The organism is Nostoc sp. CALU 1950 (assembly GCF_051172895.1).
GTDB lineage: Bacteria > Cyanobacteriota > Cyanobacteriia > Cyanobacteriales > Nostocaceae > Nostoc > Nostoc edaphicum_A.
In genome coordinates, this window is record NZ_JBDNJQ010000066.1 from 1 (window position 1) to 25,742 (window position 25,742).

Genomic DNA, 25,742 nt, shown 5'->3' on the forward strand with positions numbered 1-25,742 from the left:
ATGGAGTTCAAAGCCTCATTAACGGAGCTAAAAGACTCATTAATGGAGTTCAAAGCCTCATTAACGGAGCTAAAAGACTCATTAATGGAGTTCAAAGACTCATTAACGGAGTTCAAAGGCTCATTAACGGAGTTCAAAGACTCATTAATGGAGTTAAAAGACTCATTAATGGAGCTAAAAGACTCATTCACGAGTATCAAAGGTGCGTTACGCTTTCGCGCCACCCTACGATTATGATCGCTCTATAATTGCAATGTTACGCCTAGGCACTACAGCACTGCTAGATTTAGCTGTTTCTTTCAAGAATGGCGAAAAATCTGTTAATCCTGCTGTTGAATCTCAGGCTTACCAGGATTGGGTAAGCCCTGAAAATGATATTTACGACGAAGTATTTGCTGATGAACTTACAGCGCGGTGATGTTGTGTTGTGTCGAGTCCCCATGCCTTCAACCCCTGCCCGCAAGGGGGCTATGGTGTACGCATAAGTCGAAAAATTCTCTACACACATTTTTGTCAGAGCTAAACTGTCACACTCACCGATATCCCGCCCAGAACTGAAGTTCAGGGCTGATAGCTGAAGTCCACTCAAGTGGACTAAATGATAATACAGTTCAGATAAGACCAAAACACTTGTAGAGACGGCGATTTATCGCGTCTCCAAAACCCACAATTTTGTACAATTAGCCCTTAACCCAAGCGTATTGGACTAAATGATCAATTTAGTCCACTTGAGTGGACTTTAGCTATGAGACTCGGAATTCATTCCGAGGCGGGATAGAAACGCAGTGCGAGATTCATTAATTGAGATTTATTAATAAAGATATGGGTGCGGCAAGATTTGTGTGTACACCGTAGCCGCAAACGGTCAGCGGGTGGGGTTCTTCGAGTTTAATAAGCAATCAAGCGACATGATACAAGGGCGCTTTTGCATAATTCTGTTATCGCCAACCTTGAGAAATCACGTCAAAATGAGCCAATGGTGAGTTTCAGCAAAACAGACTTTATGAAAAGATGCCGAAAATATCACAATCTTGGAAAATAATAAAGTAAGTCGAGTATCACAAGACTCACTTGATTTCCTCATTTCTTCTAGGAAAATATGACTCATCCTTTCCTTGAACGCCTGCGTAGTCCAGATAGCCCAGTTCTCGTATTCGACGGGGCAATGGGAACCAATTTACAAACCCAAAACCTGACTGCTGAAGACTTCGGCGGCCCACAGTATGAAGGTTGTAACGAATACTTAGTCCACACTAAACCCGAAGCTGTCGCTAAGGTTCACCGCGACTTTCTCGCTGCTGGTGCAGATGTCATAGAAACCGATACCTTTGGCAGTACATCCCTGGTGCTGGCAGAATATGACTTGGCAGACCAAGCCTATTACCTCAGCAAGACAGCCGCAGAATTGGCCAAGCGTGTCGCTGCGGAATTTTCCACGCCAGAAAAACCTCGGTTTGTGGCAGGTTCCATCGGCCCCACAACTAAACTTCCTACCTTGGGACATATTGACTTTGACACCATGAAAGCTACTTTTGCTGAACAAGCAGAGGCGTTGTGGGATGGTGGTGTCGATTTATTTCTGGTGGAAACTTGCCAAGATGTGCTGCAAATTAAGGCGGCGCTGAATGCCATTGAAGAAGTGTTTGCTAAGAAAGGCGATCGCAGACCGTTGATGGTTTCTGTGACAATGGAAAGCATGGGCACAATGTTGGTTGGTTCCGAAATCAGTGCTGTGCTGACAATTTTGGCACCTTATCCAATTGACATTCTCGGTCTAAACTGCGCCACTGGCCCAGACTTGATGAAACCACATATCAAGTATTTGGCAGAACATTCACCTTTCATCGTTTCCTGTATACCCAACGCGGGTTTACCTGAGAACGTCGGCGGTCAAGCACACTACCGCCTGACACCGTTGGAATTACGGATGTCATTGATGCATTTTGTTGAAGATTTGGGTGTCCAAGTGATCGGGGGTTGCTGTGGGACGCGTCCAGAACACATTCAACAATTGGCAGAACTTGCTAAAGACCTGAAGCCAAAAGTTAGACAACCTAGCTTAGAACCAGCAGCAGCATCAATTTACACCACTCAGCCTTACGACCAAGATAATTCCTTCTTGATTGTTGGCGAACGTCTTAACGCCAGTGGTTCCAAGAAGTGCCGCGATTTGCTAAATGCGGAAGATTGGGACGGACTCGTTTCAATGGCGAGGGCGCAAGTCAAAGAAGGCGCACATATCCTCGATGTCAACGTCGATTATGTCGGACGTGACGGTGTACGGGATATGCACGAATTAGTTTCGCGCATTGTTAATAATGTCACACTGCCTTTAATGCTTGACTCCACCGAATGGGAAAAGATGGAGGCAGGTTTAAAGGTTGCCGGTGGTAAGTGTTTGCTGAATTCCACCAACTACGAAGATGGAGAACCGCGCTTTTTAAAGGTGCTGGAGTTAGCGAAAAAATACGGCGCTGGTGTCATCATTGGTACTATCGATGAAGATGGGATGGCGCGGACAGCAGACAAAAAGTTTGCGATCGCACAACGCGCATACCGCCAAGCTGTAGAATATGGCATACCACCCACAGAAATATTCTTTGATACCCTAGCATTACCAATTTCCACCGGGATTGAAGAAGACCGAGAAAATGGTAAAGCCACAATTGAATCTATCCGGCGCATTCGTGAAGGATTGCCTGGATGTCATGTAATTTTGGGTGTTTCCAATATTTCCTTTGGTTTGAATCCAGCCTCGCGGATGGTGTTGAACTCAGTGTTTTTGCACGAGGCGACAACGGCGGGAATGGATGCAGCCATTGTCAGCGCTAACAAGATTTTACCACTCTCGAAGATTGATGCACGCCATCAAGAAATTTGTCGGCAGTTGATTTATGATGAGCGGAAGTTTGAGGGTAATGTTTGCGTTTACGATCCCTTGGGAGAGCTTACCACAGCCTTTGCTGGGGTGACAACTAAGCGCGATCGCTCTTTAGATGAAAGTCTCCCCATCCCCGAACGCCTCACACGCCACATCATCGACGGCGAACGCATTGGCTTAGAAGAACATCTGAAAAAAGCCTTAGAAGAACATCCCCCCTTAGAGATTATCAACACCTTCCTGCTAGATGGCATGAAAGTTGTCGGGGAATTATTCGGTTCGGGACAAATGCAGTTACCTTTCGTTCTGCAATCTGCGGAAACCATGAAAGCGGCGGTGGCATTTCTAGAACCGTTCATGGAAAAATCAGAGTCAGGCAACAATGCCAAGGGAACCTTTATCATTGCCACAGTGAAAGGCGATGTCCACGACATTGGTAAAAACTTGGTGGATATCATCTTGTCCAACAACGGCTACAAGGTGATTAACCTGGGAATTAAACAGCCAGTAGAAAACATCATCAACGCTTACGAACAGTACAAACCTGATTGTATTGCCATGAGTGGTTTGCTGGTGAAATCTACCGCCTTCATGAAAGAGAACTTGGAAGTATTTAACGAAAAGGGAATTAGTGTCCCTGTAATTTTAGGTGGTGCGGCGCTGACTCCCAAATTTGTGTATGAAGATTGCCAAAATACCTATAAAGGTAAAGTCGTTTATGGCAAAGATGCCTTTTCTGACTTGCACTTCATGGATAAATTAATGCCAGCAAAGGCAACCAATAACTGGGAAGATTTGCAAGGATTTTTGAATGAAGTGGAAACTGCTGAAGTTTCGACAAATGGCCACAAAGAACCAAAAGCTACCACTTCTGAAGAAACATCTGCTGAACCAAAAGTAGTAGATACAAGACGTTCTGATGCTGTAGCAATAGATATTGAACGTCCAACACCGCCTTTTTGGGGAACACAGTTATTGCAACCTAGTGATATTCCCATTGAGGAAATATTCTGGCATTTAGATTTACAAGCTTTGGTTGCTGGACAATGGCAATTCCGCAAACCAAAGGAACAATCTAAGGAAGAATATCAGGCTTTCTTAGCTGAGAAAGTCTACCCAGTGTTAGAAACTTGGAAACAGCGGATTATTGAAGAGAATCTGTTGCATCCCCAGGTGATTTATGGGTATTTCCCTTGTCAATCTGAGGGGAATTCTCTACATATATATGATTCAGAAAGTCAATCACAACAGGTTGCAACTTTCGAGTTTCCTAGACAGAAGTCTTTAAGACGGCTGTGCATAGCAGATTTCTTTGCACCCAAGGAATCGGGAATTATTGATGTCTTCCCAATGCAGGCGGTGACTGTAGGGGAGATTGCCACAGAGTTCGCCCAAAAGCTGTTTGCCGCCAATCAATACACCGATTATCTGTATTTCCACGGTATGGCGGTGCAGGTGGCGGAGGCTGTGGCGGAGTGGACACACGCCAGAATTCGCCGTGAGTTAGGCTTTACTGCTGAAGAACCCGACAACATTCGGGATATGTTAGCACAACGCTATCGTGGCTCGCGGTATAGTTTTGGTTATCCAGCTTGTCCAAATATCCAAGACCAGTACAAGCAACTGGAGTTATTGCAGACTGACAGGATTAACTTGTATATGGATGAAAGTGAACAACTTTATCCAGAACAGTCTACCACTGCGATTATTACCTATCACCCAGTAGCAAAATACTTTAGCGCGTAGAATCCTACCCATTAATCCAATAAACTTGGGGCTAGTGATATTTTGCCCTTAAAGATCCCCCCAACCCCCATTAAAAAGGGGTTGGGGGGATCTTCACCAATTTACGAGTATTGGCATAAAGCAAATCTAGATTTTTGGCGGATGGTAAAAAAACTGAGCCAATAAAGTTGCCTAAAAAGCTTTCCCGCTCTTGTGTTGGGCTATTTCGGCAAAAGCTAGGCTACCTCTTTTTTGGTGAAAGTATTACCAGAAGAAATCACACCACATATTATCGGCTCAATGCGATCGCAACTTCCCAGAAAAGCTTTACAATAATGATTATCATTTCTATATGCTTCTATGTTGCCTGCTTCTTCAACTACCGACAAGCCGTTGAAACCGTTTCAACGTCCTCGTCGTTTACGTCGGACTGCAACCCTGCGGCGGATGGTGCGGGAAAATACTCTGACTGTGGATGACCTCATCTATCCCATGTTTGTCACCGAAGGTAAAGCACAGAAAGTAGAAATCACCTCCATGCCAGGGTGTTATCGATATTCTCTAGATTTGTTGCTCAAAGAAATAGCAGAAGTGTCTGAGTTAGGAATTAATGCGATCGCACTTTTCCCCGTTATCCCCGAAAATAAAAAAGACGACACAGCCACTCAAAGTTACAACCCAGACGGGTTAGTACAGCAAACCGTCAAAGCCATTAAACAAGCAATCCCAGAAATTGTAGTCATTACCGATGTTGCCCTTGACCCCTTCACCACACATGGTCATGATGGTTTAGTCGATGAAAACGGTACTATCTTAAATGACCCCACTGTAGAAGTCTTAGTAAAAATGGCACTGTCTCAAGCCGCATCTGGCGCAGATTTTGTTGCACCTTCCGACATGATGGATGGAAGAGTCGGGGCAATTCGCAAAGCTTTAGATTCAGAAGGTTATATTAACGTCGGGATTCTAGCGTACTCTGCAAAATACGCCTCCGCCTATTATGGCCCCTTTCGTGATGCGTTGGATTCTGCCCCCAAATTTGGCGACAAAAAGACTTATCAAATGGACGCAGCTAATGCCAAAGAAGCTTTAAAAGAAGTGGAATTGGATATTGCCGAAGGTGCAGATATCATCATGGTAAAGCCTGCCCTAGCTTATTTAGACATCATCTGTCAGGTAAAAGAAGCTACAAATTTACCAGTTGCAGCCTACAACGTCAGTGGCGAGTACGCCATGATTAAAGCCGCAGCCCAGATGGGTTGGATTGATGAAAAACAAGTAATTTTGGAATCTTTAACCAGCATGAAACGGGCTGGTGCTGATTTAATCTTGACTTACTTTGCCAAAGAAGTAGCTTTGATGTTGCTCTAGATAAGGGAATGAGAAGCAAAGGAGAATAACAAATGATCCCAGAGAGACAAAAGCAAAAATTTATTAGTAGCAATTACTAATGATATCAAATTCGGTTGATTACTTATAATAAAATCTATCAAAGTAAGTTGGGTTTTACTGCCGTTCAAACCAACATGAGTAAGGATAAAATGTCGGTTTTTGCATCAATCCAACCTACAGATTTTATAAGTGTTTAACCGAACCTGATACGAATCCTAAAAAATGGAAATTTACGGAAGTTTGAATTGATTATGACTCAACTAACAGTACCAACTTCAAACCCAATTCTTGAGATTCCTAAAAAAGGAATGCCTGTTACTATTATCACCGGATTTTTAGGTAGTGGTAAAACTACACTGCTAAATCAAATTCTCAAGAATAAACAAGATTTAAAAGTTGCCGTACTCGTGAATGAGTTTGGTGATATTAACATAGACAGCCAATTGCTAATTTCTGTTGACCAAGATATGGTCGAACTAACTAATGGCTGTATTTGTTGTACTATCAATGATAATTTAGTTGATGCAGTTTATCGAGTTTTAGAACGAGAAGACCGGATTGATTATTTAGTTATTGAAACAACTGGTGTCGCTGACCCACTACCAATTATCTTAACTTTTTTAGGTACAGAATTAAGGGATTTAACAAACCTTGACTCTATTCTCACTGTGGTAGATGCTGAGGCGTTTAATCAAGAACATTTCCATAGTGAAGCTGCTTTAAAACAGATTACCTATGGAGATATTATTCTTTTGAATAAAACAGACCTTGTGACTCCAGAAAAAATACAAGACGTAGAAAATTTTATCCATGATATGAAAAATGGTGCAAAAATCCTGCACACCAAACATGGGGAGGTAGCGTTACCATTAATTTTAGATGTAGGTTTAACTCCAATAAATGAGTATACTGCCAATGATTACCAAGATACTCATGAGCATGAACACCATCATCATGAACATCATCATCATGGACATCACTCGCATCATTTAGAAAATGATGGATTTATTTCGATTTCTTTCCAAACTGATAGACCATTTGATGTCCATAAGTTTGAGAACTTCCTCACCGAAAAGATGCCACAGAATGTATTTCGAGCTAAGGGCATTTTGTGGTTTAGTGATAGTGACTTGCGCCATATTTTTCAACTGAGTGGCCCTCGCTATAGCTTACATGCTGATGAATGGCAGACTCCACCTAAAAATCAAGCTGTTTTTATTGGTAGAAAGTTGGATATTAGCGAAATTTACTCACAACTTAATGAATGTTTGGCATAATTAATAAATGTTAATTATGCATTACACTTGGTTAGTAGTCGTTAGTGATTATTCTCAAAATTGACTTATGACTCTTGACTATTAACTCAAGGTGTTATGTTGTTATACAGAATCATTAAACCTATCCACCCGCTGCGGGATCTTATGCAGAAGCGTTCTGAATAAGAATTGTTAAGCCCAGCTGCATGTCCTTCACCACACCTCTTATGCCAGATAAATCTGCACCAGAAATTGAACTGATACGCGCGGCTTACGCTGCCTTCAACGCGCGAGATATTGACGCCGCCCTCGCCACAACGACTCCTGATGTGGCTTGGCCGAAAGCGTTTGAAGGCGGTTATGTTCATGGACATCAAGCAGTTCGCGCTTACTGGACGAGGCAATGGTTCGGCATCAATCCGCACGTTGAGCCGATTTCCTTTCACCGGGAGGATTCCGGGCGAATTTTAGTTGATGTGCATCAGGTCGTGCGCGACTTAGCTGGAACAGTTCTTTCCGATCAGCACGTTGGTCATCGTTATACCATTGAGCATGGCTTGATTCAAACTATGGAAATCTGTCCACCTCCATTGTCCGGCCACTGAGCCTAACAAAGCGCTGCAACAAACGGCGGGGTAGTATCTGCAAAGAGGTTGCTTTTCCTCCCACCATCGCTGTTTTTACTGGCAGAATAGACATCTCCAGGTTGTAAACGTTTGGCGGAAATTTTGGAATATTTATCTCATGATAGTGTCAATCGTTTCCTTTTAAGGGAAAGGTATGAACCCAAGGATTTATTTAATGAAGTAAAGCCGTACATCAATTTAACAGGCGGTACTTTCAGTGGAGACGATACAGTTATTGACAAGCCTTATAGTGACCCGCATTTAACAGAGTTGATTGGTTATTTTTGGTCGGTAAAGCATCATCGTATAGTTAAAGGAATTCAATTAATTACTTTGTATTACACCGACCTGTTAGGTAAATCTGTGCCCATAAATTATTGAATATATAACAAACAAGAAGGGAAAACAAAAAATGATTATTTAAGAGAAATGATTGCTGAAGTTTTGGCTTGGGGATTACAGCCGAAGACTGTGACTACAGATGCTTGGTATTCCAATCGCGAAAATATAAGATTCATTAGGGACAAGGGATTAGGACTTTTCATGGGCATAACAAATAATCATTCTTCATTAGTTAGGTGCTGTTACTTTCACGATTGTTTTGGGAATCCTGTAGTTGTATACCCACCACATTTATCAATCCATCAGCTTAGGTAGGCTTATTTATGCAACTCATCACCTCGTTAGATATTAGAAATTCAGAATATTTATCTAAAAATCGCCTCATCAGTTACCATCACCAGTTGCGTCTAATTTTTTCGCTGGGTAATCAGGTAAAAAACGTTCTGGAAATTGGGATTTTTAATTCTCTGTTAACAGACATTCTGAAAAATAATGGATACAACGTCTCCACTGCTGATGTTGACCCCAGCCTCAAGCCAGAAATAATTTTGGATTTGACTACAGATTTTTCCTTACCAAAGGATAAATTTGATGCGATTGTCCTGTTTCAAGTGCTGGAACACTTCCCCTACGAACAGTCAGAAGAAGCATTGAGAAAACTCGCTATTGCAACTAAGAAATTTTTGGTGATTTCGATTCCCTATTGCACCCAATACCTCTCGTTTCAGGTGAAAACCTCTTTCTCAGGCAGACCAAGGCATTTATTATTCAATGTCCCCAAATTCTGGAGTACAACGCCAGTCTGCGACGAACACTGCTGGGAAATGGGTTTGAAAGGTTATCCGAAAACGCGGATTTTAAATTCTGTTGCCAAAGCTGGGTTAACTGTTAAGCAAGAATTTATCGATCCTACTTATCCATACCATTATTTTTTGGTGTTGGAAAAGAATTCTAGCAATACTTAAACAGCAATCTGTGGGGAGTGGGGACTTGGGAGTAGGGGAATCCGAATCATAAAATGGCGGCAAACAATGCTCACAAAACGAGCGATCGCCTAAGCTATGCTTTTAAAATCCTAATTGGTATCATGCCCTTCTGTGTTCTCCGGGTTTATCCTGGAAAACAGATGGCTAGGTTGTATTACCTACTATCATCATTTCAGATACTAACATCGAAAACTACCAATTATGCTAGAACAAGGCACTATCAGTATTCATACTGAGAATATTTTCCCGATCATCAAGAAGTCGCTTTACTCAGATCATCAAATCTTCTTGCGGGAACTGGTATCCAACGCTGTAGACGCCATCCAAAAGCTGAAAATGGTATCCCGCGCCGGCGATTATGCTGGAGACATCGGCGAACCAGAAATTGAAATTGCCATTGACAAAGATAAGAAAACTCTATCCATCTCCGATAACGGTATCGGGATGACCGCAGATGAAGTTAAGAAATATATCAATCAGGTTGCCTTCTCTAGCGCTGAAGAATTTATTCATAAGTATGAAGGCAAATCAGATCAACCGATAATCGGTCACTTTGGTCTTGGTTTCTACTCTTCTTTCATGGTGGCGCAAAAGGTAGAAATTGATACTTTATCCTACCAAGAAGGAGCGCAGGCAGTTCACTGGTCTTGCGATGGTTCCCCAGCTTTCACTCTCGAAGAATCTTCTCGGACAACTCGCGGCACAACTATTATTCTCAGCCTGCAAGGGGAAGAAGAGGAATTTCTCGAATCAGCACGAATTAAGAATCTTGTCAAGACATACTGCGACTTTTTGCCAGTCCCAATTAAACTTGATGGCGAAGTAATAAATAAGCAAAAAGCACCGTGGCGAGAGTCTCCGAGTAATCTTACTCAAGAAGATTATTTAGAGTTTTACCGCTACCTGTATCCTTTTCAGGAAGAACCATTGTTATGGGTACATCTAAATACAGACTATCCCTTTATCATTAACGGGATTCTGTATTTCCCGAAAATGCGACCGGATGTAGATGTTACGAAAGGACAGATCAAGCTATTCTGCAATCAAGTTTTTGTCAGCGACAACTGCGAAGAAATTATCCCGCAATTTCTGATGCCGATGCGGGGTGTGATTGATAGTACCGATATTCCCCTGAACGTATCGCGGAGTGCTTTGCAAGGCGATCGCACCGTGAAGCGAATTGGTGATTACATTGCCAAAAAAGTAGGCGATCGCCTCAAAGAACTTTTCCGCGATAATCGTGAACAGTACATCAGCGCTTGGAAAGACCTCGGCACTTTTGTCAAATTCGGCGTTCTCAACGACGAGAAATTTAAAAAACAAATCGAAGATATCATCGTCTTCCGCACCACCGCCAAATTGACAGAAAAAGTTGCTGCTGAAACGCCAGTGGTTGAAGTACAGTCTTCAGACGGGGATGCTTGGCAAGATGTCACTCCTTCACCTAGTTCTGACTCAGTACCTAGCGCTCCCTATACTACGCTGAAAGAGTATCTAGAACGCAACAAAGAACGCAACGAAAACCGGGTTTTCTACAGCACCGATGAAGCAACCCAATCTACATACATAGAACTGCACAAAAATCAAGGCTTGGAAGTCCTATTTATGGACTCCTTCATCGACACCCACTTTATTAACTTCCTAGAGCGCGAATATCAGGATGTCAAGTTTACGCGGGTAGACTCAGATTTAGATAATACTCTGCTGGAACAAGATAAAGATAAGGAAATTGTCGATCCCAAGACGAACAAAACTCGGAGTGAGACGATCAAAGAGTTATTTGAGAAATCCCTCAACAAACCCAAACTCAACATCCGTACCGAAGCTTTGAAATCAGACGATCCTCAAGGTACACCACCTGCGATCGTTCTTTTACCAGAGATTCTTCGCCGCATGAGGGAAATGAACGCCATGATGATGCAGCAGCAGTCAGCAGAGTTTCCCGAAGATCACGTTTTGCTGGTGAATACTGCTCACCCGCTAATTCAAAATCTGGCTAATCTGAACCAAGGTAGTATTATTCAAGGTGACGGTGAATCGCCTACAAATCAGTTAGTCAACTTGATTTGCCAACACGTCTACGATTTAGCGCTGATGTCTCAAAAAGGATTTGACGCTGAGGGAATGAAATCCTTCGTCGAGCGATCGAATGACGTACTCACCAAGCTGACGGAACAAGCGAGTAAGTAGTGCTGAGTGCTGAGTGCTGAGTGCTGAGTGGGAAGTTAGGAGTTAGGAGTTATTTCTCCCCTGCTCCTCTGCTCCCCTGCTCCCCTGCTCCCCTGCTCCTCTGCTCCCCTGCTCCCTCATCTCCCCACTTCTGTTGCCTAAGACCTAAAATGGAAAGGCTGTATTAAAATAACAATCTGGAGATAGTAGCTATGTCCCGTCGCTGTGAACTAACTGGTAAGAAAGCAAATAACGCTTTTGCTGTTTCCCACTCCCACCGCCGCACTAAACGCCTTCAGCACGCTAATCTGCAAAACAAGCGTGTTTGGTGGGAAGCCGGAAATCGCTGGGTGAGATTAAAGTTGTCTACCAAAGCAATTAAAACCCTACAAATTAATGGGTTAGAAGCAATGGCAAAAGAAGCTGGCATTAACCTAAATCATTACTAAGTAATGTGGATTTCATAACGAAACTTTCGTAGGTTGGAATATAGGTGATTTTTAGGGGCGCACAGCTAGCTGTGTGCCCCTAATGCTTATTACATATTGAGTAACAGGCTTTCTATGTTTTGAATAGTGTTGCTAGGAAGAGAGAAATATAGAAATCAGCTTTAATTAAGTAGTCATTAGTCATTATAAACAAGGGAATACTGAAAGCAGGTAGTCTATTTTCTTTATACTTTATGACAACGAATAGTTATGAAGCGTCGAACCACTTAGACCTGCAAGAGTGTCACAAACAGTTACAGCTAACGGTTCAATATCAAAAAATATTGGCGAGGATTCTGGCTAAGATTCGCGCATCTGTAAACATCGAATCCCTCTGTTCGACTTCTTGTCAAGATATTTGTCGGCAATTGAAGATTGAGCGAGTTGCAATCTATCGCTTTAACACTGACTGGAGCGGTAGTTTTCTCAATCGTTTTGGCTTTGCAGAACATCCTTGGGATGCATTGACTGCCTTTGGACAGGATTTGGTTTGGGAAGATTCGCATTTGCAAGAAACCCAAGGAGGACGATATCGCAAAAATGAGCCGTTTGCTGTAGCTGACATTTACGATGCAGGGCACGCTCGTTGTCATATTGAAGTATTAGAACAGTTTCAGATTCGGGCGTATGCGATCGCACCCATCTTCATCGGGCCAAAACTGTGGGGAATGCTGGCAGCCTATCAACACTCTGCTCCTCGGCAATGGTATCCTCACGAAGTCGAATTCTTTGCCCAAGCTGCCAGCCATCTTGGTGTAGCAATGCAGCAAGCAGAAAATTTAGAACAGACTAAACAACGCACAGCAGAACTGCAAGATGCGATCGCGCGGCAACGTGCCTTGACGGAAGTGGTAGGAAATATTCGCTCGTCTGTGAATCCCGAAATTATTCTAGACACTGCCTGTCAAGAACTTTGCAAACTCCTGAAGCTAGAGCGGGCAGCAATTTACCGCTTTAATGAAGACTGGAGCGGCGAATTTGTCAGCCAATTCGGCATGGTAGAGGCGCAGTGGGATAGAATTCATCCCTTTGGCAAAAATCTCGTTTGGCAAGATACCCACCTCCAAGAGACGAAAGGTGGACGCTACCGCCATAACGAAAGTTTTGTTGTCAACGACATCTACCAAGCTGGACACTCGCGTTGTCATATCGATATTCTGGAGCAATTTAAGATTCGGGCATATACCTTAGCGCCCATCTTCATCGGCCCAAAACTGTGGGGACTGATAGCAGCCTATCAACACTCCGGGCCGCGCCAATGGGCAAATTACGAAGTGGAGTTTCTGGGACAGGTAGGCGCACAATTAGGAGTGGCGATTCAGCAAGCCGAGAATTTGGCTCAGTCAAAACAACAGGCTTCTGCCCTACAAGATGCGATCGCTCGGCAACGAGCATTAACTGAAGTAGTTGGGAAAATTCGCTCCTCTTTAAATATTGATTTAATTCTAAAAACTACTTGCCAAGAAGTATGTAAACTGCTGCGAGTTGAGCGGGTTGGCGTTTATCGCTTCAATGAAGACTGGAGTGGCGAATTCGTCAGTAATTTCGGCATGGTTGAGGCACAGTGGGACAGTATTAATCCCTTTGGCAAAAATCTCGTTTGGGAAGATACCCATCTCCAAGAAACCAAAGGCGGACGCTATCGCAACAACGAAAATTTTGCTGTAGAGGATATTTATAAAGCTGGACACTCGCGCTGTCACCTCGATATTTTGGAGCAGTTCAAGATTCGCGCATACGCGCTAATCCCAATTTTTGTGGGACGGAATCTCTGGGGATTATTGGCTGCTTATCAACATTCTGCACCGCGCCAGTGGGATAGTGTGGAAGTGGAATTTTTGGTACAGGTTGCTAGCCAACTGGGAGTAGCACTGCAAAGTTCTCAAATGGTGACTCAAATTCAAACTCGCGCTGATGAACTGCAACAATCAGCTGAACAGCGCCGGATTTTATTTGATTTGGTCGTCAAAATTCGGGAATCTTTGGATTTAGAGACGATCCTTAAGACTACAGTACAGGAAGTGCGGCGATCGCTAAATACAGATCGAGTCGGCATCTTCCGCTTCGATCCGAATGTCGGTTTTTGCAGCGGTGAATTTATTGCTGAAGATGTCTTACCTAAGTTCGATTCTGCCCTCGCCGTGAAGGTGCAAGACTATTGCTTCGGCGATCAATACGCACCCCAATATCGCCAGGGGGAAGTGCAAGTAATATCTGATGTCAACAGCGTTGGCTCCAAAGTACCTCATCTGGATGTGATTGAGCGATTCCAAGTCAAAGCACAGATTATTGTGCCGTTGATGGAAGGGGATGAACTGTGGGGGTTGTTGTGCATTCACCAATGCACCCATACACGTCATTGGGAAGAGGCTGAATTGGAATTTGTCACCCAAGTGGCGGCTCAACTCAGCGTAGCACTGCGTCAAGCCAACTTGTTTCAACAATCCAGTTTGCTGGGTCAAACTCGTGAAGAAGCGAATCAACTCGCTCAAGCACTCAACGAATTGCGTACTGCCCAAATGCAAATTATCCACGCTGAAAAAATGGCCAGTTTGGGGCAACTGGTGGCGGGAGTTGCCCATGAAATTAATAACCCGATTAATTTTATCCACGGCAACTTGGAACACGCTCATCAATACACGCAAGAATTGCTTCGCTATGTGCAGCTTTATTGGCATCATTATCCTGATGCCGCACCAGAAATTCAAGAGTTCGTCAAAAAAGCCGAAATAGAGTATTTGGTCGAGGATTTACCTCAATTGTTCCAATCCATGCAAGTAGGCACTGAACGCATTCGGGAAATTGTCACCTCTTTGCGGAACTTCTCACGCCTAGATGAAGCTGACTTCAAGCCAGCAAATATTCACGAAGGTATCGACAGTACATTAATGATTTTGCAAAACCGTTTGAAGCCCTCAGCCGATAGCTTCACCATTCATGTGAGCAAAGATTATGGCACTTTACCTCTAATAGAATGCTATCCCGGTCAGTTGAATCAGGTATTTATGAATTTGCTGTCCAATGCCATTGATGCTCTAGAAGAACGAACCACGCAGGAATCTTCTGAAGCACTTGCAAAAAACCCCAGCAAAATTAAAATTTCTACCTCCCTGCTCAATAAAGATTGGATTGTCATTCGCATCACCGACAACGGACTCGGCATAGATGAAAAAGTCCTTTCTCGACTGTTTGATCCATTTTTTACTACTAAGGTTGTCGGTAAAGGTACAGGACTGGGATTGTCTATCAGCTATCAGATAGTCACAGAAAAACACAACGGCAAGATATACTGCGAATCTGAACTTGGCAAAGGTACAGAGTTTGTGGTTGAGTTGCCGATTCGTCAGGTCGCAGCTAGAAAATCAGTAGCTAAAGTCCAGGTGTTAGACCAATAAGCCAAAAACCCTGATGTAGAGACGCGATAAATCGCGTCTTGAAAGACCAATTATCTACACCCATAAACCTTAACTTATTGAGGTATAAGCAAAGAGGCAAAGTGATAACTTTTACCCGTTAATTTGAAAAATTATCACTTTTTACTCAGCACTCACTACTGTTTTCGTAACAGCAGTATTACATAATTGTTTTACCTTTTCTGTTAGCCAATCAACACGATCCTTTCCCCAAAATCTCTCGCCTTCCACTACCCAAGTTGGGACTCCAGGACAGCCAAATTGCTCGTATTCTGCCAAAGCTGCCACTGCTGCAAGTTTTGCTGCTTCTCCGTAGATTAACTCAAGAATGCGATCGCCATTCAACCCAACATCATTTGCAACTTTCTTAATCACAGACTCATCGTTGACATCAAGTTGGTCAATGTACGTCGCTCGAAAAAAAGCAGCATCAAGCAGATGCTCCTTCCCAGTTCCACAAGCAGCGTAATAGGCTCTCGCGGGAAGTTCTTCGCGACCAAATTTCATTTTCTCCCATCGCTTGACCCACCTACCAAATTCTTCAAACTCCTTGAGCCGAATTTCAATGCCGTACTTTTTTGCCCACCGCAGACAATCTTCTTTGTGATATGACGATAAAAGGGCGGTTTCAGTTCGTCCTTGCAGGTCAACTACCTTTATACCTCGCTCCTTCGGTATGTAGATTGGTCGTCGTTCAATATCAACAGGTAAACCCTGCAATGCTTTTTCAGCAAGAGTAATACCAATATATGAATTTGACGAATGGTAATCGAGTACGAGTATACTTTGATTCGCTGCGACATCTTGGCTAAAAGTAGTTACCTAACTCATAAATAATTTTTGAATTTATTTTTGCTGAAGCTTGTATGTTCTACCCAGAATCGAGTTAAAGAGAAAGACTTTCCCAGTAGTTTAATGTCCATTCAAATGAACGCTTATCAAACCTTTTACCAATTTGATATACCTCTTCCCAAGAATATACTTTTTTTGAAATTCTCTCCTGTGTACCTGCTAAGTTGGAGATTATTATGTAGTATTTGCCTCTTGCATGAACCTGCTGCTTTAGTGTATCTACTACTCTACCTGCTGGTCTAAAAGTCATTTGAACATCATCAACTGCTGGTTCCTTTTTGAGCATTACTGCGGGATGACCTTCTGGGCATATACAGTCTCCTTCATCTTCAGGGTCTTGTTTATCCTTAAAAATAGACCACTGATGACCAAAGTCGCACATATATGCTCTATATTCTTTCATATATTGTTGCTCTCCTGCGGTTTCCAACTATTCACCCTAAAATCCTTAATTTATCTGTAGTGCTGGCATTTTTCCCTTTGAAAAATCAAAATTTACACCCAAAAGACGGTTTACTACTTCAATAAAGGTAGGTATCTGGTTGCTACAGTCGCGGTGAAAAATACTAAGCTGGTAGATAGCACGTTAAAACTTTAGCGGAAATTCGCGATCGCATTCATCGGCGGTTTAGAATTCCCCATTGGCGAACTACCTGTAATTACATTATGTTTGATGCATTATCTGACCGTTTAGAATCCGCCTGGAAAAAACTGCGGGGACAGGACAAAATTTCTCAATCCAACATTCAAGATGCATTGCGCGAGGTGCGCCGCGCCCTGTTGGAAGCAGATGTCAATCTCCAGGTAGTCAAAGATTTTATTAGCGAAGTCGAAGCCAAAGCACAGGGAGCCGAGGTGATTACCGGCGTGCGACCTGACCAACAGTTCATCAAAATTGTTCATGATGAACTGGTGCAGGTGATGGGAGAAGAAAATGTTCCCATTGCAGAAGCCCAGGAACAGCCTACTATTATTCTGATGGCTGGGTTGCAAGGTACTGGTAAAACCACAGCTACCGCTAAGTTAGCCTTACATCTGAGAAAATTAGAGCGTAGCTGTTTGTTGGTGGCGACAGACGTATATCGTCCAGCCGCAATCGACCAATTGCTAACGTTGGGTAAGCAAATTGACGTACCAGTATTTGAACTAGGAAGCGACGCCGATCCCGTAGAAATCGCCCGACAAGGTGTAGAACGCGCCAGGGCAGAAGGTGTAAACACAGTAATTATTGATACTGCTGGGCGTCTGCAAATTGACGAAGATATGATGGCGGAATTAGCCCGCATCAAAGCAACTATCCAACCCCATGAAACTCTGTTGGTGGTGGACGCGATGACTGGTCAAGAGGCTGCAAATCTTACCCGCACCTTCCATGAGCAGATCGGAATTACTGGGGCGATTCTCACCAAGATGGATGGTGATAGCCGTGGTGGTGCAGCGCTTTCAGTGCGAAAGATTTCGGGAGCGCCGATTAAATTTGTGGGTGTGGGCGAGAAAGTCGAGGCACTGCAACCGTTTTATCCCGATCGCATGGCATCGCGGATTTTGGGAATGGGCGATGTGCTAACCCTGGTAGAAAAAGCCCAAGAAGAGTTTGATTTAGCCGATGCTGAGAAAATGCAGGAGAAAATCCTGTCAGCGAAGTTTGACTTTACTGACTTTCTCAAGCAGCTGCGGATGCTGAAGAACATGGGATCTCTGGGAGGCTTCATCAAGATGATTCCAGGGATGAACAAGCTCTCAGACGATCAGCTCAAGCAAGGAGAAACCCAGCTAAAACGCTGTGAGGCGATGATTAATTCCATGACTCGCCAAGAACGCCACGACCCCGATTTATTAGCCAGTTCTCCCAGTCGGCGGCGGCGGATTGCTTCTGGCTCCGGCTATAGAGAGTCAGATGTGACAAAACTGGTGGGCGATTTCCAAAAAATGCGATCGCTCATGCAGCAAATGGGTCAAGGTGGCTTCCCTGGAATGCCGGGAATGTTTGGCGGCGGCGGTATGGGCAACGCCTTCGCTGGTGCTGGTAATCGTCCCCCAGCCCCCGGATGGCGAGGTTATGATGGTGCCTCAGCCACGAAAAAGAAAAAACCCAAAGATAAAAAGAAAAAAGGCTTTGGCAATCTTTAGTCATTAACTAATGACAAATGACAAATGACCAATGACCAATGACTAATAGCAGCAAATGCTAGGCAGTGCTAAAATTAGCATTTCGACCTCAGAATTTATCAGCAGAGGAAACTAACCCTCAATTTCTTGGCAGCAGCCAGATTTAGGTTACTTCCTCAGCAATTAGTTACTAACTAATATCTAACAACCAACGGGAGAATGATTCTTCAACCATGATCAAACTGCGCTTGAAGCGATTCGGTAAAAAGCGGGAAGCAAGTTACCGCATTGTCGCCATTAACAACCTTGCTCGCCGCGATGGCCGTCCCCTAGAAGAGTTGGGATTCTACAACCCCAGAACTGATGAAGTGCGACTAGACGTTCCCGGTATCGTCAAGCGACTACAACAAGGCGCTCAACCCACTGACACCGTCCGTCGCATTCTAGTAAAAGCTAATGTTTTTGAACAGGTCAGTGCCACAACAGCCGCATCATAATTTCGGAACAAAATTACCAACAGCTAGTCCCAACTATGTTGATTTGGTTCGGTTTTTGGTGCAGCCGTTTTTGGAATCTCCGGAGACATTAAGTGTCGATTGTGAAATTTCTCAGGCCCTCAACCGGGTTTGGGTTCGCATCGCCTTTGAAAGCACAGATAAAGGGAAAGTGTTTGGTCGAGGGGGACGCAATATTCAGGCGATTCGTACAGTAATTGCCGCAGCCGCAGCCGCAGCTGGGCAATCAACATACCTGGATATCTACGGCAGCACCACGCCGGGCCGCGAGGGTATGTCTTTTGATGAAGAGACAGAAGAGCGATCGCCACCGCCGACTAAGAGAGAACCGCGTGCAAATGATGGGCCTAAACCCATTGTTAAACCACGCCTCCGCTAGGTTAAAACTAGAGATAAAATCTGAGCGGTTGTAGTCACTTCCGCTCAGAATTTTTGTAAAGATGGAAAGCGAAGGTCATTCACTGCTACACAGGCAAAGTCCGTTTCCAAGGACTAAGGAAAAATTGAAATTTTGAAACCCACCTCCGTGGGTTTTGCTTGTGTAGAAGCGGTTTCTAACCGCCAATTTCACAAATATTTTTCCAAGATGTAAGTAATAAAAGCATAATTTCGCCGTTAGCGAGAAAACATTAACCTTTGTCAAACATAGATCCTCACCAATTAAGAAATACTATGGCAGGTGCTTTAACAATTCAGCTGCCAAATGTTCCCAGTGCGATCGCTCTTGCAGGAGATGGAGAAGAAAATCTCAAAATCTTATCTCGGCAAACAGGAGCCACTTTAGTGCTACGCGGACAGGAATTAGTGATTTCTGGTACCGAAGGGCAAATTGATCTGGCTTCTCGATTAGTGCGATCGCTGGAAGGCCTCTGGATTAAAGGCAATACCATCACCAGTGCCGATATTTTAACAGCCAGTCAAGCCATAGATAGCGATCGGCAAGGGGAACTGCAAGACTTACAGCGAGATGTCCTCGCCAAAAGTCGTCGGGGTGAAGAAGTCCGTGCCAAAACCTTCCGCCAGCGTCAATATATCGACGCACTCCGTAGACGTGATCTTACCTTTGGGATTGGCCCTGCTGGTACCGGCAAGACTTATCTCGCTGTTGTTGTCGCCGTCCAAGCACTCCTTGCTAACCAAGTTGAAAAGCTAATTTTAACTCGCCCTGCCGTCGAAGCCGGTGAAAAACTCGGCTTTTTGCCGGGAGACTTACAGCAAAAAGTTAATCCCTATCTTCGCCCACTTTACGATGCTATTTATGAATTTATCGACCCAGAAAAAGTACCCAGTTTAATGGAACGCGGTGTGATTGAAGTCGCACCACTCGCCTATATGCGGGGACGTACCCTCAATAACGCTTTTATAATTGTCGATGAAGCTCAAAATACTACACCCGCTCAGATGAAAATGGTTTTAACTCGTCTGGGTTTCCGTTCGCGGATGGTGATTACAGGCGACATGACACAAACTGATTTACCACTTCACCAACAATCGGGTTTAGGAGTGGCTTTACAAATTTTAAAACACGTTGAAGGGATTGCCTTTTGCGAATTTACTCAAAAAGATGTCGTGCGCCATCCTCTAGTTCAGCGCATTGTCGCTGCTTATGAACAATACGAAAAATAGGGATTGGGAATGGGGCATGGGGCATGGGGCATTGGGCATTGGGTATTAGTTAGGAATCATCGTTTAACCAACGATAAATGACAAATGACAAAGGACAAATGACAAATGACCACAACATTAAAAGAATTTTTAGAAGCTTGCGAGACTCTTGGAACTTTGCGTTTAATTGTTACTAGCAGCGCTGCTGTATTAGAAGCACGAGGCAAAATAGAAAAGTTATTTTATGCAGAATTGCCCAAAGGTAAGTATGCAAATATGCATACAGAAGGCTTTGAGTTTCACTTGAATATGGACAAAATTACTCAGGTGAAATTTGAAACTGGTGAAGCGAAAAGGGGTAACTTTACAACCTATGCTATTCGGTTTTTAGATGATAAACAGGAGTCTGCTTTAAGCCTATTTTTACAATGGGGTAAACCAGGAGAATATGAACTAGGACAAGTGGAAGCTTGGCAAACTTTAAAAGAGAAGTATGGGGAAGTTTGGCAACCTTTACCAGCAGAAATTTAATACAGCTAAACTGATAAAGGTGGAGGAAATCGGATATCTGCACTAAACTGCTCGATATTAATGCTGCGATGAATCGGTAAAATATATTCTAAATTTTCGTGGGGACGGGGAATAATGTGATTAGAAAGTACCTCGCCACCGTCAACTCGCAGCACCGCCTTTAATCCTGCTGTCACTGCTACATTCACCTCGCCTATAGCTCCTCGAATTAAGACAGTAATTCGTCCCAAATCAGTGTTTTCATAACCAACAAGGGTTATACGGGCAGCTTTACACATGGCATCTCCCACTTCCACTGCTGTGGGAACGCCATAAACTTCAATCATGCCTAATGCCAATGTCATGCTATTACTATAAATTCGGGATAGGGCTAATTATCTCACTACAAAGTTTTAATTTATTACAGAAAATTACTTAATTTTTAATCGATAAACAATAACCATTAAATACAAAACTGCTAATGCTTGTAATGAAGGTAATTTGGAGTTTTTGCTTGTTGCTTTTATTCCTTTTGTGGGGTGGTGAAGCTTTTGCAGGAGAGTTGGCTGAACGGTTAGCAAATTTTCCCCAATGGGAAAAACTAACTTCAGTGCAACCCGCTTCGGGAGATTTAGTTTACCCTGAATGGATGGCTGGAACTTGGAAAGTTACAAGTACCTTAGTAGATTTAGCTGCGCCTTTAGCACCAGAGATTTTAACACCAGGATTTGAAGGTAATCGCCAACAATTAAATCAGCCTGTGAGTTTTGTAGTAAGATTTGTGAAGGAGCAACCACATCTTTCTGGGTTAAAAATATTACCTCAGATAGATTACAAATCCCCCGTTGTAGTAGCAGATAGAGCATTTAATAGCTTGAATTTGGCAAGGGCTTATTTAGGGGATGAAGCAGTGTTATTAGTCAAAGTAGATCCAGATTCACCTAATCGGCAGATTACGTTCTTGCGTAGCAGTCGCCAACTAGTTTCTATTGTGACTGCACGGGGCACAGAAATTACCCTTGATGGCAAGTTCATCACCACAGAAGTATTTCAACAACTATTTAAAGGCGGCTCACGTCCCTATTTAAACTCTGTAGAATCTACTACGGCTTATCACAAACTTTCAACATTTAATCCGGCGATTGAAGCAGATCAAGTTACTGCTGTCTATCTTTCACCCCAAGATCCAGATTACTTTAAAGCTGGTTCTCGACCAGTTGCTCTCTATCGCTATCGCCTCGAATTTTCCCCTCAAGAACTAACGACTACTCCCAAAGAGTGATTTGTCATCTAGCTCTTGACTACTTTGTAATACATTTGTAGTATATAAATTCCAAGTTTACGATCGCGCTCTTGGACGGTGTGCATCATGGCCAAATTTCAAGATATTGTCAATTATTTTCGCTCTGATTGGAAGCTGAGTCTCTTTAGTATCGCGGCATCCAGCGTTTACGAAATTATTGATTTGGTTGTTCCTTATGCGATCGGGCAGATTTTAAACGTTTTGTCTGATCAGCCTTTGGATAAACCACTTCAAAGTGCGATCGCAACTTTTTCGGAAATTACCAATTATCCAGTTACTAAAACTCTATCTTTGAGTTTATTACTGGGTTTAGTTTTCGTTGTCACCGTAGTGAGAGCGCCAACACAACCTTGGTTAACCCATTGGTTTCATTGGGATATCGCCTTAAGGTTGCGTCGGCAAAAAGCTCAAACAGCCATAGAAAAAATTCTGACTCTCCCACTGGAATTTTATGATGAAAATAATCCTGGACGCATTGCTGGAAGAATAGCTAGAGGTATTTCTAACCACACTTTTACTTACCCCGAAGTTGCCGGGCAATTGATTCCTAAACTAGTTCGTTTGCTGGGAATTTTTGTTTTTATCTTGGTGATTGAGTGGCGAATTGCAATTTTGTATCTGATTTCCTTTATAGTCATTCTTAGCTTTAGCTTAAAGGATTTAAAGCAGCTGATTTGGCACGAAACTATTCTGGATAAATATGCAGAAGATACGGAAAGTCGCAATTCGGAACTGATTACCAACATCAAAACGGTGAAAGCATTTGCTACAGAAGCTAAGGAATTGAAGCGGCAAAAGCAACGTTTGGATCGTGAACTAATGGTGGTTGAGTATCGTGTCCACAAAGGTTATACGAAACTGGCTACTTGGCAAAGGACTGTAATTCAGTTCTGCGTATTTACTATCTTGGGTTTGACTCTAGCAGCAACAGCAGACGGTAGAATTTCTCTCGGTCACTTTGTCATGACCTTAACTCTTTCTAGCATGGCATATTCCGAATTAGAACCTATTAGCACTTTGGGAGAAGTTTTTGCCCGTCGTTATTCTTCTATGCTGCGGTTTCACGAATTTCTCCAAGAACCAACTGCATCTGATTCAGCTAGTCTTTTAGAAGAGAGCAACCAAACAGAATCACCTTATAAATTTACAGGAAAAGTTGAGTTATCGCACGTCAGTTTTGGATATGATGCCAACCGTACAGTTTTGCAAGATATCAACTTATTGATTGAGCCATACCAAACAGTGGCATTAGTGGGGCGTTCCGGTTCTGGTAAATCTACTTTGGTGAAATTGCTGTTGCGATATTTTGAACCGAAAGAAGGTCAAATTCTGATTGATGGTCAAGATATTCGCACTTTGAATGTAGGTAAGTATAGACGGAGATTAGCGATCGTTCACCAAGAAGTAGACATTTTCAACGGTACTATATTGGATAACCTGACTTATGGTAGAACGAATGCCACTTTGGAGCAGGTTCAGGAAGCCTGTAGGATTGCCAGAGTTGATGAAGTAGTGCAGCACTTACCCCAAGGTTATTACACCGTTGTGGGGGAACGAGGTGTCAGGTTATCTGGAGGACAAAGACAGCGTTTGGGAATTGCGAGGGCGTTGTTAGTGGAACCAGACGTGCTGATTTTTGACGAAGCCACCTCTAGTTTAGATTATGAATCTGAGCGTTCAATTCAGCTAGCGATGCGATCGATTCAGGGTACTTGCACCACTATTGTTATTGCCCACCGTTTAAGCACAGTGCGGGAAGCCGATAAAATTGTAGTTCTGGAGCAAGGAAAGATTGTAGAAGTAGGTAGCCACGATGAACTCTTAAGTCAAGAAGGCATTTATCGCCGCTTGCACTCCCTGCAAGAAACAGGAGAACTCCTGAATTAGGTAACAGCGATTCTTATTTTAATCAGGTACAGGGGTAGGGAGCACAACAATATTCATTGCTGTCAACTTCAGGTGAAAACTATGTAAAGGAGGTAACTGGGAACAAGGTAAATCGTAGGGTTTTTAAACGCAGAGGGAGGCAGAGCTTTTCCAAAGAGAATTTGCTACGAATTAACGAAATGCTCTACTAAGATTTACTCTTATCGGCTTCTTTCTGCGCCGCCTCACTATATTTCTTATATAGTTGAGTACGAATCTTGGCTTCCTGATAACGGCTGTGGTTTTGTGGTACAGTGCCCATTAAATCTGAAGCTCGTTGCCACTTAGCAGCTATCTCTAACCACTGAGTTGAGGTTGTGGCTGTTTTACCAGATGCAGAAGCTTGGTTGGCAATTCGCACAGATATTGGAAATGGATCGTCAGATTGCTCAGAAAGGCTATTGTTAGGAGCAGGAGATAGTGTTTGGGCTTTGTTCTCGTTAGTATCTTCTGTTGTTAAAGATTTGGAAGTTTCTAGTTGGATTAAGTTTTTCAGCTTATCACCTAACTGAGCATAAACAATCCAACTAAGCAACAACAGTGAGCATAAACCAGCTGCTACTAATAGCTTTGTTTGAGGTTTATTTTTGTATTTTTCTTTGTTAATGAGTACTAAAGGACGAGAGATTGGAGTTTTTGGAAAATTTGGTTTTCCTAGTTCAGCTTGAGCTTCTGTGAAATCTTTAATTAGTTGTTTTACAATATTGGGCTGAATTAATGTAATTTCCTGCGACCAAAGCAATTGGTTTTCGCGATCGCTATCTATTTCCTTTAACCACAGTAATTGTTGTTCCCGAACAATTCGGCTGTTGATATTGACTCGGCGAATGTGACGCGGGGCGATGGACTCAAGAATTTGCTGGATTTGTTCTACGAGGGGAGATTGCTCAAGTTGCTCTACCCTAGCGGCCTCGCACAGAAGTTGTAAGACACCATCAGAAAACATGGCTCTAGTTCTGACACCAGACTTGGCTAGCTTTTCGTTTAATAGCTGAATAATCGCCGCAACGCTCCCTTGGTGGGCTTGCCAAGCGATATCGTTTATCCGGTCTACCACCTGAAATTTCGTGATAGTTCTTCCACCCTGACTGATTAACGTACTCATTAATTTAGGGACTCTTTTTTACTGACCTTGATCTTGTCTTCGATTTTACGAGTAAAAAGATGAGTTGCCAAATAATATCATAAATATAGAGCAATATAGAGCTTTACTTCTTGATTCGGCAAATAAGCTCGATCGCGCTCAGTTAATTGGACAATCTCACGCCTTGAAAGCGTGGAATTTTTGGGCTGAAACTATGTTTTCAGGGTAACGCCAATGTTGGCAGATGGGTTACTTATTTGACATAGTACATTATGATGTTTTTTTGCGTAGGCGTACCCCGCCATAGGCATCGCCTTTAGTCAGGTTGAAAAAGGTATTGGGGATTAGGGACTAGGGACTGGGACAATTGTTCGGGGATTCGGGATTCAGACCACTACCCAAGTTTTGTTGCAAGAGCGCTCGCACGAGAAGAAAACTCTTTCCGTGTCCCCAGTCCCCAATCCCCAGTCCCCAATTTATTGTTCAGATACTAAACAAAACAGCTGTATCGGGATACTTTTGTGAGGAATTCTCGCTTTTTTTACATTTTTGTCAGAATG

Annotated in this window: 21 protein-coding genes and 1 pseudogene; 18 read left to right on the forward strand and 4 right to left on the reverse strand. The window is 43.1% G+C overall.

What is annotated here, in order from left to right:
- The 11 genes and pseudogenes from ABF638_RS18785 to ABF638_RS18835 form a co-directional block, all read left to right on the forward strand.
- Positions 1–237 (forward strand): hypothetical protein (locus ABF638_RS18785; protein WP_435024529.1); only part of this gene is annotated, 237 nt, incomplete at its 5' end.
- A 16-nt stretch (positions 238–253) separates the two neighbouring features.
- Entirely contained in the window at positions 254–418 is a 165-nt protein-coding gene (locus tag ABF638_RS18790; protein ID WP_435024531.1) for a hypothetical protein, read from the forward strand.
- 681 nt (positions 419–1,099) lie between these two features.
- The gene (gene metH, locus ABF638_RS18795) at positions 1,100–4,627 is read left to right on the forward strand and encodes a methionine synthase (protein WP_435024533.1); all 3,528 of its coding nucleotides are present in this window, start codon (positions 1,100–1,102) and stop codon (positions 4,625–4,627) included.
- A gap of 339 nt (positions 4,628–4,966) precedes the next feature.
- Complete coding sequence (hemB, locus tag ABF638_RS18800; protein WP_435024535.1) at positions 4,967–5,977, forward strand: porphobilinogen synthase; 1,011 nt, start codon at positions 4,967–4,969, stop codon at positions 5,975–5,977.
- Positions 5,978–6,249: 272 nt separating this feature from the next.
- Entirely contained in the window at positions 6,250–7,275 is a 1,026-nt protein-coding gene (locus tag ABF638_RS18805; RefSeq protein WP_435024537.1) for a CobW family GTP-binding protein, read from the forward strand.
- 206 nt (positions 7,276–7,481) lie between these two features.
- On the forward strand, positions 7,482–7,859 hold the full coding sequence (locus tag ABF638_RS18810; RefSeq protein ID WP_069068489.1) for a nuclear transport factor 2 family protein: 378 nt from the start codon (positions 7,482–7,484) through the stop codon (positions 7,857–7,859).
- Positions 7,860–7,907: 48 nt separating this feature from the next.
- Positions 7,908–8,441 (forward strand): annotated as a pseudogene (locus tag ABF638_RS18815) (IS701 family transposase); the annotation flags it as partial.
- 104 nt (positions 8,442–8,545) lie between these two features.
- A complete protein-coding gene (locus tag ABF638_RS18820; RefSeq protein ID WP_420758441.1) occupies positions 8,546–9,187 on the forward strand; it encodes a class I SAM-dependent methyltransferase in 642 nt (213 codons plus the stop codon).
- Between the two features lie 222 nt (positions 9,188–9,409).
- Positions 9,410–11,398, forward strand: a complete 1,989-nt coding sequence (gene htpG, locus ABF638_RS18825; protein WP_435024539.1) for a molecular chaperone HtpG — start codon at positions 9,410–9,412, stop codon at positions 11,396–11,398.
- Positions 11,399–11,589: 191 nt separating this feature from the next.
- Positions 11,590–11,826: a 50S ribosomal protein L28 gene (gene rpmB / locus ABF638_RS18830; protein WP_094350731.1), complete on the forward strand. Its 237-nt coding sequence runs from the start codon at positions 11,590–11,592 to the stop codon at positions 11,824–11,826.
- Between the two features lie 233 nt (positions 11,827–12,059).
- Positions 12,060–15,260 (forward strand): GAF domain-containing sensor histidine kinase, encoded by a 3,201-nt coding sequence (locus ABF638_RS18835; RefSeq protein ID WP_435024540.1) that lies wholly within the window; start codon positions 12,060–12,062, stop codon positions 15,258–15,260.
- Between the two features lie 141 nt (positions 15,261–15,401).
- Here ABF638_RS18835 and ABF638_RS18840 read toward each other — a convergent pair whose 3' ends face one another.
- Together ABF638_RS18840 and ABF638_RS18845 are read right to left on the reverse strand one after the other, a co-directional pair.
- Positions 15,402–15,998, reverse strand: coding sequence for a DsbA family protein (locus ABF638_RS18840; RefSeq protein WP_435024541.1), 597 nt, complete (start codon positions 15,996–15,998; stop codon positions 15,402–15,404).
- 166 nt (positions 15,999–16,164) lie between these two features.
- On the reverse strand, positions 16,165–16,533 hold the full coding sequence (locus tag ABF638_RS18845) for a hypothetical protein (RefSeq protein WP_435024542.1): 369 nt from the start codon (positions 16,531–16,533) through the stop codon (positions 16,165–16,167).
- A 263-nt stretch (positions 16,534–16,796) separates the two neighbouring features.
- Between ABF638_RS18845 and ffh the strand changes: the two genes are divergently transcribed.
- The 5 genes from ffh to ABF638_RS18870 all read left to right on the forward strand — a co-directional run bounded on the left by ffh (position 16,797) and on the right by ABF638_RS18870 (position 20,890).
- Positions 16,797–18,260, forward strand: a complete 1,464-nt coding sequence (gene ffh / locus ABF638_RS18850) for a signal recognition particle protein (RefSeq protein ID WP_435024543.1) — start codon at positions 16,797–16,799, stop codon at positions 18,258–18,260.
- 212 nt (positions 18,261–18,472) lie between these two features.
- Entirely contained in the window at positions 18,473–18,736 is a 264-nt protein-coding gene (gene rpsP / locus ABF638_RS18855; protein WP_094328165.1) for a 30S ribosomal protein S16, read from the forward strand.
- On the forward strand, positions 18,696–19,133 hold the full coding sequence (locus tag ABF638_RS18860) for a KH domain-containing protein (RefSeq protein ID WP_181930373.1): 438 nt from the start codon (positions 18,696–18,698) through the stop codon (positions 19,131–19,133). Before rpsP ends, ABF638_RS18860 begins: the two co-directional genes overlap by 41 nt.
- Before the next feature lie 293 nt (positions 19,134–19,426).
- Positions 19,427–20,380: a PhoH family protein gene (locus ABF638_RS18865; protein WP_435024544.1), complete on the forward strand. Its 954-nt coding sequence runs from the start codon at positions 19,427–19,429 to the stop codon at positions 20,378–20,380.
- Positions 20,381–20,485: 105 nt separating this feature from the next.
- The gene (locus ABF638_RS18870; protein WP_069068474.1) at positions 20,486–20,890 is read left to right on the forward strand and encodes a ChuX/HutX family heme-like substrate-binding protein; all 405 of its coding nucleotides are present in this window, start codon (positions 20,486–20,488) and stop codon (positions 20,888–20,890) included.
- A 5-nt stretch (positions 20,891–20,895) separates the two neighbouring features.
- Here the strand turns inward: ABF638_RS18870 and ABF638_RS18875 are convergent, their stop codons facing one another.
- On the reverse strand, positions 20,896–21,234 hold the full coding sequence (locus ABF638_RS18875) for a carbon dioxide-concentrating mechanism protein CcmK (protein ID WP_435024545.1): 339 nt from the start codon (positions 21,232–21,234) through the stop codon (positions 20,896–20,898).
- Between the two features lie 116 nt (positions 21,235–21,350).
- Between ABF638_RS18875 and ABF638_RS18880 the strand changes: the two genes are divergently transcribed.
- Both ABF638_RS18880 and ABF638_RS18885 read left to right on the forward strand, forming a co-directional pair.
- Entirely contained in the window at positions 21,351–22,151 is an 801-nt protein-coding gene (locus ABF638_RS18880) for a DUF6816 family protein (protein WP_435024546.1), read from the forward strand.
- 87 nt (positions 22,152–22,238) lie between these two features.
- On the forward strand, positions 22,239–24,059 hold the full coding sequence (locus tag ABF638_RS18885; RefSeq protein WP_435024547.1) for an ABC transporter ATP-binding protein: 1,821 nt from the start codon (positions 22,239–22,241) through the stop codon (positions 24,057–24,059).
- A gap of 187 nt (positions 24,060–24,246) precedes the next feature.
- Here ABF638_RS18885 and ABF638_RS18890 read toward each other — a convergent pair whose 3' ends face one another.
- Positions 24,247–25,203, reverse strand: a complete 957-nt coding sequence (locus ABF638_RS18890; protein WP_435024548.1) for a hypothetical protein — start codon at positions 25,201–25,203, stop codon at positions 24,247–24,249.
- Positions 25,204–25,742: the final 539 nt, after the last annotated feature.

Coding starts and splice junctions, on each gene's coding strand:
- ABF638_RS18790 (WP_435024531.1), top strand. CDS start 254: ATGTTACGCCTAGGCACTACAGCACTGCTAGATTTAGCTGTTTCTTTC.
- metH (WP_435024533.1), top strand. CDS start 1,100: ATGACTCATCCTTTCCTTGAACGCCTGCGTAGTCCAGATAGCCCAGTT.
- hemB (WP_435024535.1), top strand. CDS start 4,967: ATGTTGCCTGCTTCTTCAACTACCGACAAGCCGTTGAAACCGTTTCAA.
- ABF638_RS18805 (WP_435024537.1), top strand. CDS start 6,250: ATGACTCAACTAACAGTACCAACTTCAAACCCAATTCTTGAGATTCCT.
- ABF638_RS18810 (WP_069068489.1), top strand. CDS start 7,482: ATGCCAGATAAATCTGCACCAGAAATTGAACTGATACGCGCGGCTTAC.
- ABF638_RS18820 (WP_420758441.1), top strand. CDS start 8,546: ATGCAACTCATCACCTCGTTAGATATTAGAAATTCAGAATATTTATCT.
- htpG (WP_435024539.1), top strand. CDS start 9,410: ATGCTAGAACAAGGCACTATCAGTATTCATACTGAGAATATTTTCCCG.
- rpmB (WP_094350731.1), top strand. CDS start 11,590: ATGTCCCGTCGCTGTGAACTAACTGGTAAGAAAGCAAATAACGCTTTT.
- ABF638_RS18835 (WP_435024540.1), top strand. CDS start 12,060: ATGACAACGAATAGTTATGAAGCGTCGAACCACTTAGACCTGCAAGAG.
- ABF638_RS18845 (WP_435024542.1), bottom strand. CDS start 16,533: ATGAAAGAATATAGAGCATATATGTGCGACTTTGGTCATCAGTGGTCT.
- ffh (WP_435024543.1), top strand. CDS start 16,797: ATGTTTGATGCATTATCTGACCGTTTAGAATCCGCCTGGAAAAAACTG.
- rpsP (WP_094328165.1), top strand. CDS start 18,473: ATGATCAAACTGCGCTTGAAGCGATTCGGTAAAAAGCGGGAAGCAAGT.
- ABF638_RS18860 (WP_181930373.1), top strand. CDS start 18,696: ATGTTTTTGAACAGGTCAGTGCCACAACAGCCGCATCATAATTTCGGA.
- ABF638_RS18865 (WP_435024544.1), top strand. CDS start 19,427: ATGGCAGGTGCTTTAACAATTCAGCTGCCAAATGTTCCCAGTGCGATC.
- ABF638_RS18870 (WP_069068474.1), top strand. CDS start 20,486: ATGACCACAACATTAAAAGAATTTTTAGAAGCTTGCGAGACTCTTGGA.
- ABF638_RS18875 (WP_435024545.1), bottom strand. CDS start 21,234: ATGACATTGGCATTAGGCATGATTGAAGTTTATGGCGTTCCCACAGCA.
- ABF638_RS18880 (WP_435024546.1), top strand. CDS start 21,351: ATGCTTGTAATGAAGGTAATTTGGAGTTTTTGCTTGTTGCTTTTATTC.
- ABF638_RS18885 (WP_435024547.1), top strand. CDS start 22,239: ATGGCCAAATTTCAAGATATTGTCAATTATTTTCGCTCTGATTGGAAG.
- ABF638_RS18890 (WP_435024548.1), bottom strand. CDS start 25,203: ATGAGTACGTTAATCAGTCAGGGTGGAAGAACTATCACGAAATTTCAG.